Origin of the sequence: Nonomuraea sp. JJY05, assembly GCF_043496855.1 — a bacterium.
GTDB lineage: Bacteria > Actinomycetota > Actinomycetes > Streptosporangiales > Streptosporangiaceae > Nonomuraea.
Genome location: NZ_JBIEIS010000019.1, coordinates 150561 through 163248, shown reverse-complemented (window position 1 = coordinate 163248; position 12688 = coordinate 150561). Strand labels below are relative to the sequence as shown.

Sequence of the window (12688 nt, the reverse complement as noted above, 5' to 3'; positions counted from 1 at the left end):
CCAGGTCATTCTGCGATGAGATCCACCCCTTGCGGAAGCGTGCCTTCGTGACCGGCCTCCACCACGAACGACAGCAGGGTCTCCCTGAACGCCTGGGCGGCCCTGGTCGGCTCGACGTCCTTGCGCTGGGCCAGCGCGATCGTACGGCTGAGCCCCGGCGGCGCGAGCGGCGTGCCGGACAGCCCCGGGCGCCCGTCGAGCACCATCGAGGGCACCACGGCCACGCCCAGCCCCGCCTCCACGAACCGCAGCACGGCGTCCATCTCGCCGCCCTGCACCGCGAACCTGGGCTCGAACCCGGCCTGCCGGCAGGCCGCCAGGGTGGCCTCCCGCAGGTCGTAGCCGCGCCTGAACATCACCATCTGCCGCCCGCGCAGGGCCTCGATCTCCATGTACGGGCCCTTCGGCCGCTCGTGGGAAGGGGCGGCCACCACCAGGTTCTCCCGCAGGATCTCCTCGGTCACCAGCGAGGGGTCGTCGCTCTGCAGCGGCATGATGATCAGCGACAGGTCGAGCTGCCCCCGCGCGAGCGCCCTGACGAGGTCACGCGAGCCGCCCTCCTCCACCAGCAGCTCGATCCCCGGGTACGCGCGGTGGAAGCGGGCCAGCGCGTCGGCCATCAGCCCCGCGCAGAGCGACGGCGTGGCGCCCAGCCGCACCCGCCCCCGGCGGAGCCCGGCGAGCTGGGCCACCTCCTGCCTGGCGGTGTCGGCGTCGGCGAGGATCCTGCGGGCTAGCGGCAGCAGCGCCTCACCGGCCGGCGTCAGCGTGACATTGCCCCGGGCCCGGGAGAACAGCGGGGCGCCCAGATCGGACTCCAGGGCCTTGATCTGCTTGCTGAGCGACGGCTGCGCGACCCTCATGCGCTCGGCCGCCTGGGTGAAGTGCCTGCTCTCCGCGACCGCCACGAAGTACGCGAGCTGTTGCAACTGCATGTGATTTTCCTCGCACCGAGCGGCGTCATTTCCGTGGGGCGACCGTACAAACCAAGCATCATAGCCGGTGGCTATCGAAACCAGACCCGTCATGACTTGGACGGATGATTGCTGGATACCTAGCGTCTGAAGACGTGACTGCCACGATAGAGCGCGGCGCAGCCACCGCGCCTGTTACCGCTCGCAAGAACGCTCCAACGAGCAGGAGGCCCAGCGGGTTCCTGCGCTCGTCGAACGGCAAGAAAGCCGTCATGGCCGTCACGGGGGCCGTGATGGTGCTCTTCCTCGTCCTCCACATGCTGGGCAACCTCAAGATCTTCCTGGGCCGGGACTCGTTCAACGAGTACGCCCACGCGCTGCGTACGCTCCTGGAGCCGATCGCGCCATATCGAACGGTGCTGACCCTGCTCGAGGTCGTCCTCGTCGCGTCGGTCGTCCTGCACATGTGGGCCGCGATCTCGCTGTCCCGCCGCGCCCACCACGCCAGGCCGGTCAAGTACGTCGCCAAGAAGTCGCAGGCGAACGGCTACGCGACGCACATCATGCGGTTCGGCGGCCTCACCATCCTGCTCTTCCTCGTCTGGCACCTGCTGGACCTGACCTTCGGCGTCGTGAACCCCAAGGGCTTCGACTCCGCGCCCGCCGACCGGATGATCGCCGGCTTCGACCCCTCCCGGTGGTGGGTGACCCTGATCTACGTGGTCGCCGTCGTCATGGTCGGCCTGCACCTGCGGCACGGCGTCTGGAGCGCCTTCCAGACCCTCGGCTGGGCCAACCGCACGCGTAACAAGGCTCTCCGTCCGGTCGCCGGGCTGGTGTCCGCCGTGCTGGTCATCGGGTTCCTCGCGCCGCCACTCGCGATCACCTTCGGAGTTGTGAAGTAATGAAATTCACGGAAGGCCCGGAGATCCGGGACACCAAGGCTCCGGCCGGGCCCATCGAGGAGCGCTGGGAGAAGCGGAAGTTCAGCGCGAAGCTGGTCAACCCCGCCAACAAGCGCAAGCTCAACGTGATCGTGGTCGGCACCGGCCTGGCGGGCGGCTCGGCCGCGGCGACGCTGGGCGAGCTGGGCTACAACGTCAAGTCGTTCTGCTACCAGGACACGCCGCGCCGCGCCCACTCCATCGCCGCGCAGGGCGGGATCAACGCCGCCAAGAACTACCGCGGTGACGGCGACAGCATCTACCGGCTCTTCTACGACACGGTCAAGGGCGGCGACTTCCGCGCCCGCGAGTCGAACGTCTACCGCCTGGCCCAGGTCTCGGTGAACATCATCGACCAGGCCGTGGCCCAGGGCGTCCCCTTCGCCCGCGAGTACGGCGGCCTGCTCGACACCCGCTCCTTCGGCGGCGCCCAGGTCTCCCGTACGTTCTACGCCCGCGGCCAGACGGGCCAGCAGCTCCTGCTGGGCGCGTACCAGGCGCTGGAACGGCAGATCGCGGCCGGGACCGTGACCATGCACACCCGGCACGAGATGCTCGACGTGATCGTCTCCGACGGGCGGGCGCGCGGCGTCATCGTGCGCGACATGGTGACCGGCGAGATCGAGCGCCACCTCGCCGACGCCGTGGTGCTGGCCACGGGCGGCTACGGCAACGTGTTCTTCCTGTCCACGAACGCCAAGGGCTGCAACACGACGGCGATCTGGCGGGCGCACGAGCGCGGCGCGTACTTCGCCAACCCCTGCTACACGCAGATCCACCCGACCTGCATCCCCGTCTCCGGCGAGTACCAGTCGAAGCTGACGCTGATGTCGGAGTCGCTGCGCAACGACGGCCGCGTCTGGGTGCCGCTGCGCAAGAACGACACCCGCGCCCCCGGGGACATCCCGGACGAGGAGCGCGACTACTACCTGGAGCGGATCTATCCCGCCTTCGGCAACCTGGTCCCGCGTGACATCGCCTCCCGCGCCGCCAAGAACGTCTGCGACGAGGGCCGCGGCGTCGGCCCCGGCGGTCTGGGCGTCTACCTGGACTTCCGCGATGCCATCGCGCGTCTCGGGCGCGAGGCCGTGGAGAAGAAGTACGGCAACCTCTTCGAGATGTACGAGCGCATCACCGGCGAGAACCCGTACGACGTGCCGATGCGCATCTACCCGGCCGTCCACTACACGATGGGCGGGCTGTGGGTGGACTACGACCTGCAGTCCACGATCCCGGGCCTGTTCGTCATCGGCGAGGCCAACTTCTCCGACCACGGCGCGAACCGCCTCGGCGCCTCGGCGCTGATGCAGGGCCTGGCCGACGGCTACTTCGTCCTGCCGACCACCCTCGGCGACTACCTGGCCGCCGGGCCGTTCGGCGACGTGGACGAGGAGGCCGTGGCGGAGGCCGAGATCAAGGTCCGGAACAAGATCGACCGGCTCCTGTCCGTGAACGGCACCCGTACCCCCGACTCCTTCCACCGCGAGCTGGGCAAGCTCATGTGGGACTACTGCGGCATGGAGCGCACCGAGGAATCGCTGCGCAAGGCGCTGGAGCGCATCCCCGAGCTGCGCGAAGAGTTCTGGCAGAACGTCAAGGTGAGCGGCACGGCGGAGGAGCTGAACCAGGTCCTGGAGAAGGCCGGCCGCGTCGCCGACTTCTTCGACCTGGCCGAGCTCATGTGCCTGGACGCGCTGGTCCGCACGGAGTCCTGCGGCGGCCACTTCCGCGCCGAGTCCCAGGACGCCGACGGCGAGGCCCTGCGCGACGACGAGCACTTCGCGCACGTGTCGGCCTGGGAGTCCACGCCCGACGGGCCGGTGCTGCACAAGGAAGCGCTCGAGTACGAGTACGTCAAGATGAGCCAGCGGAGCTACAAGTGAATCTGACCCTCAAGGTCTGGCGCCAGAGCGGCCCTACCGATTCCGGCCGGATGGTGACCTACCGGGTTGAAGACGTCTCCCCGGACATGTCCTTCCTGGAGATGCTGGACGTCCTGAACGAGCGTCTCATCCTGGAGGGCGACGACCCGATCGCCTTCGACCACGACTGCCGCGAGGGCATCTGCGGCATGTGCGGCATGGTCATCAACGGCGTCGCGCACGGGGAGCAGCGCGCGACGACGACGTGCCAGCTGCACATGCGTCACTTCGAGGACGACGCCACGATCACCATCGAGCCGTGGCGCGCCGCCCCCTTCCCCGTCGTCAAGGACCTGGTCGTGGACCGCAGCGCCTTCGACCGGATCATCCAGGCGGGCGGCTTCGTCTCGGTCCCGGCTGGCTCGGCCCCGGACGCCCACAGCATCCCCGTACGCAAGGAGGACGCGGACGCGGCCTTCGACGCGGCGACCTGCATCGGCTGTGGCGCGTGCGTGGCGGCCTGCCCGAACGGCTCCGCCTCCCTGTTCACCGCCGCCAAGATCACCCACCTGAGCCTGCTGCCCCAGGGCCAGCCGGAGCGACTGTCGCGCGCCAAGGCCATGGTGGACCAGATGGACGCGGAGGGGTTCGGCGGCTGCACGAACACGGGAGAGTGCACGGCGGTGTGCCCCAAGGGCATCCCGCTGGACACCATCGCCCAGATGAACACCGACTACCTGAAGGCCAACGCCAAGTAGCAGGTTACGCGCCTGCCCCATCCGGACAGTGGGCCGTCTGATGCCCGCCCCGAGCAAAAAGGGCTTCCCAAGGAAGCGCTTCGCGCTCGGGGCTCAGGCTGTCTCCTATCAAGGCGCCTGTCGGCGCACCCCCGCCTTCGGCGACTGGTCGGGCCCGCCCGTTGCCCGGTTACCGGCTGGGCCTGCTGGAACCCACCCCGGACCAGGGTCCTCGCCTGGCCGGGGCATGCCTGGCAGCGATTCGACAATGCGTTGGATCGGCGACTCCAGTGATTGTCACTAATCTTGACTATAATAAATAGTGACTATATCGTCTGATGGCGGAACCGATCGAGGAGATGACGATGACGACCTTCGTGGAGCTGACACGGTTCAAGGTGGCGCCGGACCAGGTCGACGCGTTGCTGGCCGCCCGGCCCGCCATGTTGACGGCTTTCCGCGCCGACCGGCAGGGGTTCGTGGACGCCCGGCTCGTACGGCTGCCGGACGAGGAGTGGCTGGACATCGTCGAGTGGCGGTCGGCGGACGACTTCGCCGCCTCCCGTGCCAAGGGCGCCAACCTGCCCGGCATCGCCGCCTTCTTCGCGGCCATCGCCGAGGTGGTGGGTGACGAGCAGGGCGCCTTGGCCGACCCGGAGCGCGACCGATGACCGAGGCGGGTGCTGCGCGGCGCACCTGGTGGTCGCGCTGCCGGCGCAGGACGGCGTGATCGATCTCGACCGGCCGGATCGGCGGGTCAGGGATCAGCGGTGGCGGTGCGGATGAGCAGGTGGGCGGCGTCGTCCGTGCGCTGCCGGTCGCGGGTGACGTAGCGATCCAGGGCGAGCCCGCGCAGCCCGCTGACCAGCATCGTCGCCCTCGCCAGGGCGTCCTGTGGGTCCCGGCCCGCTGTGCGGAGGCTGTTCGCGAGCGGGGTGACCCACTGATGGACGGCCTCGGCCGCGTGCCGGCCGTAGAAGTCGGGCTGGGTGACGGCGAGCGCCATCACCTCGAGCAGCAGGCGGGTGCGGGGCTCCTGCTCGCCACCGGTCGTCAGGTCGTGCCACAGGGCGGTGGCGATCTCCGCGGGCGGGTGACCGGCTCGTTGCCGCTCGGCGAGCAGTGCGGGAACGTCGGGCCGGGCTGCGGCGAGCGCCTGCCCGACGAGCTCCTCCTTGGTGCCGAAGTAGTGGATGAGCATGCGGGAACTCGTGCCCAGCGCGGCTGCCAGGGGGCGCAGGGAGAGCGTGGCCACCCCGTGCTCGGCCGCGTAACGCATCGTGGCGTCGAGCAGCTCGGCGCGGCGGGCGCTGTCGATCTGTCGAGCCATGCCTTTACTGTACCAGTCGCTACATGTATAGTCCGACCCTGTGAGTGAAGCGAGTGGTACAGAAATTCGATGGGTGGTCGTCGTGCAGCTCACCGCCCTGCAGGCCTGGCTCGCCCTCGACCGCGAGCGCCGCCGTGCCGTCGTGGCCTCGCTCGAGCCGGTGCTGGGCGCCCATCGGGACGTGCGGGTGAGGTGGATCGACACGGAGTCGTTCACCGCCGACTGCAGCGACGTGTTGATCGCCGAGACCGCCGACCTGCGGACGTGGAACCACCTGTTCGAGGCCTTGCGCGACAGCGTCCTGTTCGCCACGCCCTACTTCCGGCTGGAGCGGATCCTGACCGGCATGGAGGACGGCTACCGCGACTACGAGGGCGCCGGCGCGCGCATGTGATTTCATTCGATACCGTATCGAGTGAAATGGTGGCGGTAGTATGGTCTCATGACCGCCGACGTTCCTCGCGAAGCCGCCGCCTCGCGTGCGACCGACCGCCCCGGAGATTCCTCGCCTTTCGCTCTCGGCTTGCTGCTGCGCCAGGCGCACTGGCGCGCGGCCACGGTGATGACGGAGGCACTCCGGCCGCTCGGCATCGAGCTGCGGCATTTCGCCGTGCTGATCGTGCTGGTCAACCGCGGCCCCACGGTGCAGCGCGACCTGGCGGCGGCGACGGGGTCGGACAAGGCGGGAATCATGCGGGTCGTGGACGACCTGGAGCGCAAGGGCCTGGCCGTACGCAAGGCCGTTCCGGGGGACCGGCGGGTGCGGGCGGTGGAGATCACGCCTCAGGGTGTCGAGCTTTTCGACGCGGCGCATGTGGCGGCGGAGCCGCTGGCCGAGCGTCTGGTTGCCGATCTGGGGCCCGGCGAGCGCGAGCAGCTCAGAGAGCTGCTGACCCGGTTCGCCTATCCCGCAGCTGGTGAGGCGTAGGCGCGCTTCGTTCTCTGCGGCTTTTGCGGCGAACCTGGCCTTGAGCACTACCACCATCGTCGCTCCTGAACGCGTCGGCTACCGTGACTGAATCAGACGCAGAGCCGATGGGGGGTCGGTGATCTTGGACGTATACGAGGCGGTCATCAGTCGACGGGCGGTCCGCGGATTCGCCGACCGGCCCGTCCCGAGGGAAGTGCTGGAACGCGTGCTGTCCGCCGCGGCCTGGTCGCCGTCCGGATCGAACCTCCAGCCCTGGCACGCCTACGTGCTGACCGGCGAGCCGTTGGCCGAGCTCAAGAAGCGCGCCGGCGAGCGCGTGGCCGCGGGCGATCCCTGGGACGAGCGGGAGTACGAGATGTACCCGCCCGCGCTGAAGTCCCCCTACCACGAGCGCCGATCCGCCTTCGGCAAGGAGCGCTACAGCGCGCTCGGCATTACGCGCGACGACTGGGAGGCGCGCCAGCGGGCCGCTTCGGCGAACTGGCAGTGCTTCGGCGCGCCCGCGGCCCTGTTCTGCTACATCGACCGCGACATGGGCCGGCCCCAATGGGCTGACCTCGGCATGTTTCTGCAGACCGTCATGCTGCTGCTGCGCGCCGAAGGGCTACACAGTTGCCCGCAGATGGCGTGGTCGGTCTATCGCAAGACCGTCGCGGAGGTTTTGTCACCTCCGGACGGGCTCGTCCTCTTCTGCGGCATGTCGATCGGGTTCGAGGACGTCACGGTGGACTACATCCGTACGGGCCGCGCGCCGCTCGACGAGACGGTCACGTTCGTCGACGGTCGCCCACCGGGAAGGATCGCGAACACCGCCCGTCAAACTCGGCTTCGTTAAAATAGGTGGGAAATCCTTCCTGGTCACGCCAGACTGATCAAGAACCAGTGAGGAGATCACCCGTGCCGAACCAGCCCGCACCGAACCTGCTGTCGTGGGCCAGCGAGATCGACGAAGGCGCGATCATGCAGGCCGCCCGCACCGCACGCCTGCCCTTCGTCTCCGGCCACGTCGCTCTCATGCCCGACGCGCACGTCGGCATCGGTGCGACGGTCGGCTCGGTGATCCCCACGGAGAACGCGATCATCCCGGCCGCCGTCGGCGTGGACATCGGCTGCGGCATGGTGGCCACCGAGACGACGCTCACGGCCGCCGACCTGCCCGAGACCCTCGCCGCCCTGATGCCGATGGTGGAGCACCGCATCCCGGCCGGCGTCGGCAAGGGGCACGAAGACCCGGCGGTCGACCGCGCGCTCAGCGACCTCGGGCTCCCGCACACCGACCTCACCCCCAAGCAGGCCAAGAAGGTCAGCGACCAGTTCGGCACTCTCGGCTCGGGCAACCACTTCGTCGAGGTCTGCCTGGACGAGCGGGACCACGTCTGGACGGTGCTGCACTCGGGGTCGCGCGGCATCGGCAACCAGCTCGCCCAGCTGCACATCACGGGCGCGAAGAAGCTGATGAAGCAGCAGGCCCGCAGCCTGGAGGACCCGGACCTGGCCTATCTCGTGCAGAGCACGCCGGAGTTCACCGCGTACATCGAGGACATGCTGTGGGCCCAGCACTACGCCATGGCCTCGCGGGCGCGGATGGACAGGGTCCTGATCAACGCCCTGTTCAAGGTCGTCGGCAAGGGCGAGCGGGTCCGTACTATCAATTGCCACCATAACTTTACCCAGCAGGAGACCCACTACGGCAAGACGTTGTGGATCACCCGCAAGGGGGCCATCAAGGCCGACACCGGTGACGAGGGCGTGATCCCGGGTTCGATGGGCACGCGCTCGTACATCGTGCGCGGGCGCGGTAACCCCGAGTCGTACAACTCGTGCTCCCACGGTGCGGGCCGCCGCATGTCGCGGACGAAGGCGAAGCGGGAGCTGTCCGCGGCCTCCCTCACCGCGGCGATGAGCGGCCGCACCTGGAACGCGGATCGGGCCGCCGCGCTGGTGGACGAGCACCCCGAGGCGTACAAGTCGATCGACCAGGTGATGGCGGACCAGCGGGACCTCGTGGAGGTCCAGCACACGCTCCGCCAGATCTTCAACTACAAGGGGTAGGACACTCGATTCCCCGTCGAGTCGATCACCTTCAGCGTGAGCTCGTGGAGTCGTTCAGCGGCGGCCGGGTCGAAGGGCCCGGGGCCGAGGGCGATCCGGCGCTCTCGGATGAAGGCGCTGAGCGGCTCGGCGGGCGGGTCGTCGATGCGGGCGACGATCGGCTTGATGCCCTCCTCGACCGGCAGCCCGTGCTTCTTGAGCGCCTCCACGTCGCGCTCGCGGGCCGCCGATCCCGACACGGTGGCCGAGCAGTTCATGGCCCTGCTCGCCGGCCCACTGGAGGCCCGCTCCCAGATGGGCACGCGGACGATCCCGGAGGACGAGCTGCGGGGGCCGGCGCGTGCCGCGGTGCGCGCGTTCCTCGACGCCTGGGGCGCTGACTAATCTCGGCGACAAGGTCCCTTGTCGGTGAGGGGCAAGCTATATAGTCTGGCGCGTGTGGTGGAACGAGACGACTATGCGGCCATCCGCGATCGGATCATCGGGCTCTCCCACACCCATGGCTTGCGCTGCGACTGGGCGGAAACGACGAAACGCCAGCGATTCCTCCTGCTGTGGGACGCCGAGGGCCGGGTGGCGGCCCGCGCGATCGTCCCGCTCTACCCTGGGGAGACCCCGCACCTGGTGGACTCCCTCGAACGGGGGCTCGCGCACCTGTTCGGTGACGACTGGCTGGAGGATCCATGACCGCGGACCGCGTTGACGTTCACATCACCATGGCGGGCAGCCTGTGGCTGGCCCAGGTGGACGGCGTGGCCGGCGGCATGTCCGCCCGCACGTTGAAGGAGCTGCACGGGGATGTCGCCGAGGGGCTGCCGTTCCTCTTCGCCGACCGTCCCCAGCCGCCCAAGCCCGTCTACCACTACGCGCTGCCCGGCCTGTCGGAGCAGGACCTCGACGACTTCGCCGCCCTCCAGCGCCAGGCCGCCGCGATCGCCGAGGACTACACGCGCACGCTCAAGAAGCGCGTCAAGCACATGCACGAGCTCGGCCTGTCGGACGGGGACATCGGCGAGCTGCTCGGCCTGACCAAGCAGCGCATCCAGCAGATCCGCAGCAGCACGAACGACGAGTCCCGCCAGGTCTCCTAGAGCCGCCCTCCTCCCGGCACGCGAACGGCGCCCCCTCTCGTGAGGAGGCGCCGCCGGGGACGGGGACTACTTGACCCAGAGGTAGTACCAGCCGGTGGCGTTCTGTGTGCACTTCCAGTCGTCCCAGCCCTCACGCTGATACGACTGGCCCATGTCTACACACTTCGAGTAGCTGGTGTATTCGCCGATGTATGTCCAGCCGGCCGCCTGCGCCGGGGCGGCGATGCCGATGGCGGCCAGCGCCGCGATGCCCGCGGCGACGATACCTGCACGAACGCGCATGCGTGATCTTCCCTTTCTCCGGGGGAGCTCTCGCATACAACGATCATGGACAGCCCTATAAGACCGCTATAGAGCGGCCACAAATCCGTCAGGAGGACAACGCCTCGTAGGCGGCCAGCAGGAAACCCATGCCACGGTCGTCGCCCTGGCCGAGCATCCGGTTCATGACGTACGCCACCGTCATGCGGGCGTCGAGGTCGATCACGACCAGCGAGCCGCCCATCCCGCCCCAGAAGCAGGGGACGCGGCTCGAGCAGCCCGTAGCCCATGCCGTACCACATCCGCGTGCCCAGAACCCGGTCGAAGCCCCGGAACTGCTCCTCGACGGCACGCGCGCAGCCCTCCTCCGACAGCAGTCGCACGCCTCGGACCGTCCCGCCACAGGCCAGGACGGACTGTACGAGGCCGACCGAGCGGGCGTTGCCGTGCCCGTTCGCGGCCGGGATCTCGGCGCGCCGCCAGGGGGCGGTGTTGGCCTCCTCGGGCCGCAGCAGGGGATTGGCGGGCAGGTCGGACGGGGGTTCCATGAGCGTCGGGGGCGGGATGACGGGGGAGACCCGGGGGTCGTGCTCGGCGGCGAGGCCGATGTGGAAGTCCGCCCCCAGAGGTCCGGCCACCTCCTCGGCGAAGAAGGCGCCCAGGCTGCGCCCGGTGACGCGGCGGACGACCTCCCCGACCAGGAAACCCTGGGTGGCCGCGTGGTATCCGGCCTCGGTGCCCGGCTCCCAGCGCGGCGCCTGCCCGGCCAGCCGCGTCGTGGCCAGGTGCCAGTCGTAGAGGTCCTCGACCGTCATCGGCTCGTCCCAGACGGGCAGGCCGGCGGTGTGGGAGAGCAGGTGGCGTACGAGCACGCGCTCCTTGCCCGCGGCGGCGAACTCCGGCCAGTAGGCGGCGACCGGCGCCGCCAGGTCGAGCTCGCCCCGGTCGGCGAGGATCAGCGCGCACAGCGCCGTCATCGGCTTGGTGGTCGACCAGACGTTGGTGATGGTGTCGCGCTCCCAGGGGACGGTACGGGCGGCGTCGGCGTACCCGCCCCAGATGTCCACCACCGGCTCGCCGTCCACGTAGACGGCGACCGAGGCGCCGACGTCGTCCTTGGCCAGGGAGGCGGCCAGCATCTCGCGCATCTCGCCGAAGCGGTCCTCGCACACACCGTGTATCTCGGCCATGGACGGAACCTAGCCCGCGCCCGCGTCGGCGGGCCACGGCTTTTTTGACTAGGTTGTGGCGCATGGAGGTCGGCGAGCTGCTGGGATCCGGGCGCACCGCGGACGTGTACGCGATCGATGACGAGCGGGTCTTACGCCGCTACCGGATCCCGATCGACGCGCGGCGGGAGGCGGCGGTCATCGCGCACGTGGCCGGCCACGGATATCCGGTGCCCGACCTCTACCCCGGCGCGCGGGCGGCCACCGACCTGGTGATGGGGCGGCTGCCGGGGCCGACGATGTTGCGGGCGATGCTCGACGGGGAGATCACGGCCGAGGAGGCGGGCGGGACCGTCGCCCGGCTGCTGCGGCGGCTGCACGAGATCCCGGCGCTGGCGTCCGCCGACCCCGGTGACCGGGTGCTGCATCTGGACCTGCATCCCGACAACGTCATGCTCACGCCCCGGGGGCCGGTCGTGATCGACTGGTGCAACAGCCAGGACGGGCCGCCCGGGCTCGACTGCGCGATGTCCGCGGTGATCTTCGCCCAGGCGGCCGTGGACGAGATCGAGTTCGCCCACGTGGCGCGGCGGGCCCTCGTCGCGCTGGTCGCCGGGCTGGGCCCCGCCATGGACTTCGGCGACGGGCTCGACCGGGCCAGGGCGCGCCGGGCCGCCGACCAGGCGCTCACCGAGCGGGAGGTCGGGCTGCTGGACGCGGCGGTGGCGTCGATCCGCGGCTTGAGGCCGCCCGGGGCGGGCTGAGGCGCCGCTACGCCGTCCAGGCGGCGGTGGTTTCGAGGCGTTCGTGCCAGAGCTTCTCGGCCGCCCCGCCGGGCTCCCAGCGGGAGCAGAAGTCGATCAGGTCGCGGCAGCGCGCCACCATGGCCTCCTGGCGCTCCGCCCACGAGGGGACGGGCCCGTCGTACGCGGCGAAGAAGCGCGAGAGCAGCGGAACGTGCTCCGGGTGGTGGCTGCGGATGATCCACTCGCACCACGCGAGGTCCTCGACCGGGCGCCCGGGATGGGCCCACTCCCAGTCGAGGATGGCTGCCGTCCGGAACGTGGCCGGGTCGAACAGCATGTTCTGCGGGCCGAAGTCGCCGTGCACGATCCCCAGCCGGTGGATGCCGGACAGGGTCCGGCCGCACTCGGCGAGCACCTCGGCGGCGTGCCCCTCCTCGATGAGGTCCTGGCCGTGGGCGCCGGAGACGAAGCGGGTGGTCAGGCTGGTCGAGGTGACCTGGTGAACGCGGGGGACCGGGAGCCGGCCGCGCAGCCGGCGCAGGTATCTGCTCTCCGTGCCGAGCCGGAACGCCGCCTCCGGGCCCTGGTAGCACTTCACGACCAGGGCGCCGTCGCCAACCGTGCTGTTGGTGTACCCGTGCTTCACAAGGG

The 12688-nt window shown here is 69.8% G+C and carries 17 protein-coding genes; 12 read left to right on the top strand and 5 right to left on the bottom strand.

The features are described 5' to 3' along the window. Positions 1-5 precede the first annotated feature (5 nt). On the bottom strand, positions 6-935 hold the full coding sequence (locus ACFKCF_RS29470; RefSeq protein ID WP_394498512.1) for a LysR family transcriptional regulator: 930 nt from the start codon (positions 933-935) through the stop codon (positions 6-8). Positions 936-1069: 134 nt separating this feature from the next. On the opposite strand from ACFKCF_RS29470, the gene ACFKCF_RS29465 reads away from it, so the two are divergent. From ACFKCF_RS29465 to ACFKCF_RS29450, 4 genes are all read left to right on the top strand, one after another. Next, complete coding sequence (locus ACFKCF_RS29465) at positions 1070-1819, top strand: succinate dehydrogenase cytochrome b subunit (RefSeq protein ID WP_394498511.1); 750 nt, start codon at positions 1070-1072, stop codon at positions 1817-1819. Then, complete coding sequence (locus tag ACFKCF_RS29460) at positions 1819-3741, top strand: fumarate reductase/succinate dehydrogenase flavoprotein subunit (RefSeq protein ID WP_394498510.1); 1923 nt, start codon at positions 1819-1821, stop codon at positions 3739-3741. The genes ACFKCF_RS29465 and ACFKCF_RS29460 overlap by 1 nt, the downstream gene beginning before the upstream one ends. Next, positions 3738-4478, top strand: coding sequence for a succinate dehydrogenase/fumarate reductase iron-sulfur subunit (locus ACFKCF_RS29455; RefSeq protein WP_394498509.1), 741 nt, complete (start codon positions 3738-3740; stop codon positions 4476-4478). Before ACFKCF_RS29460 ends, ACFKCF_RS29455 begins: the two co-directional genes overlap by 4 nt. A 317-nt stretch (positions 4479-4795) precedes the next feature. Then, on the top strand, positions 4796-5128 hold the full coding sequence (locus ACFKCF_RS29450; protein ID WP_394498508.1) for an antibiotic biosynthesis monooxygenase family protein: 333 nt from the start codon (positions 4796-4798) through the stop codon (positions 5126-5128). 86 nt (positions 5129-5214) lie between these two features. On the opposite strand, the gene ACFKCF_RS29445 is transcribed toward ACFKCF_RS29450, so the two are convergent. Next, positions 5215-5787, bottom strand: coding sequence for a TetR/AcrR family transcriptional regulator (locus ACFKCF_RS29445; RefSeq protein WP_394498507.1), 573 nt, complete (start codon positions 5785-5787; stop codon positions 5215-5217). A 40-nt stretch (positions 5788-5827) separates the two neighbouring features. Here ACFKCF_RS29445 and ACFKCF_RS29440 point away from each other — a divergent pair, with 40 nt between their 5' ends. The 4 genes from ACFKCF_RS29440 (at position 5828) to ACFKCF_RS29425 (ending at position 8770) form a co-directional block, all read left to right on the top strand. After that, the gene (locus tag ACFKCF_RS29440) at positions 5828-6181 is read left to right on the top strand and encodes a darcynin family protein (RefSeq protein ID WP_394498506.1); all 354 of its coding nucleotides are present in this window, start codon (positions 5828-5830) and stop codon (positions 6179-6181) included. 48 nt (positions 6182-6229) lie between these two features. After that, entirely contained in the window at positions 6230-6715 is a 486-nt protein-coding gene (locus tag ACFKCF_RS29435) for a MarR family winged helix-turn-helix transcriptional regulator (RefSeq protein WP_394498505.1), read from the top strand. A 118-nt stretch (positions 6716-6833) separates the two neighbouring features. Beyond that, complete coding sequence (locus ACFKCF_RS29430; protein WP_394498504.1) at positions 6834-7553, top strand: nitroreductase; 720 nt, start codon at positions 6834-6836, stop codon at positions 7551-7553. Positions 7554-7615: 62 nt separating this feature from the next. Continuing rightward, entirely contained in the window at positions 7616-8770 is a 1155-nt protein-coding gene (locus ACFKCF_RS29425; protein ID WP_394498503.1) for an RtcB family protein, read from the top strand. Here the strand turns inward: ACFKCF_RS29425 and ACFKCF_RS29420 are convergent. Next, complete coding sequence (locus ACFKCF_RS29420) at positions 8758-9027, bottom strand: hypothetical protein (protein WP_394498502.1); 270 nt, start codon at positions 9025-9027, stop codon at positions 8758-8760. The genes ACFKCF_RS29425 and ACFKCF_RS29420 overlap by 13 nt on opposite strands. Between ACFKCF_RS29420 and ACFKCF_RS29415 the strand changes: the two genes are divergently transcribed. From ACFKCF_RS29415 to ACFKCF_RS29405, 3 genes are read left to right on the top strand one after another with little or no spacing between them, the layout of a single operon-like run. Beyond that, positions 9011-9154 carry a hypothetical protein gene (locus ACFKCF_RS29415; RefSeq protein WP_394498501.1) on the top strand — a complete coding sequence of 48 codons (144 nt, stop codon included), beginning with the start codon at positions 9011-9013 and terminating at the stop codon, positions 9152-9154. The two genes, ACFKCF_RS29420 and ACFKCF_RS29415, sit on opposite strands and share 17 nt — an antisense overlap. Positions 9155-9208: 54 nt before the next feature. Then, a complete protein-coding gene (locus ACFKCF_RS29410) occupies positions 9209-9457 on the top strand; it encodes a hypothetical protein (protein WP_185068507.1) in 249 nt (82 codons plus the stop codon). Beyond that, positions 9454-9861, top strand: coding sequence for a hypothetical protein (locus ACFKCF_RS29405; RefSeq protein WP_394498500.1), 408 nt, complete (start codon positions 9454-9456; stop codon positions 9859-9861). Before ACFKCF_RS29410 ends, ACFKCF_RS29405 begins: the two co-directional genes overlap by 4 nt. 155 nt (positions 9862-10016) lie before the next feature. Here ACFKCF_RS29405 and ACFKCF_RS29400 read toward each other — a convergent pair whose 3' ends face one another. Continuing rightward, positions 10017-11312: a serine hydrolase domain-containing protein gene (locus ACFKCF_RS29400; RefSeq protein WP_394498499.1), complete on the bottom strand. Its 1296-nt coding sequence runs from the start codon at positions 11310-11312 to the stop codon at positions 10017-10019. Positions 11313-11374: 62 nt separating this feature from the next. Here ACFKCF_RS29400 and ACFKCF_RS29395 point away from each other — a divergent pair, with 62 nt between their 5' ends. Next, a complete protein-coding gene (locus ACFKCF_RS29395) occupies positions 11375-12055 on the top strand; it encodes a phosphotransferase (RefSeq protein ID WP_394498498.1) in 681 nt (226 codons plus the stop codon). Positions 12056-12062: 7 nt separating this feature from the next. On the opposite strand, the gene ACFKCF_RS29390 is transcribed toward ACFKCF_RS29395, so the two are convergent. Next, positions 12063-12683, bottom strand: coding sequence for a phosphotransferase (locus ACFKCF_RS29390; protein ID WP_394498497.1), 621 nt, complete (start codon positions 12681-12683; stop codon positions 12063-12065). Between the last annotated feature and the right edge of the window lie 5 nt (positions 12684-12688).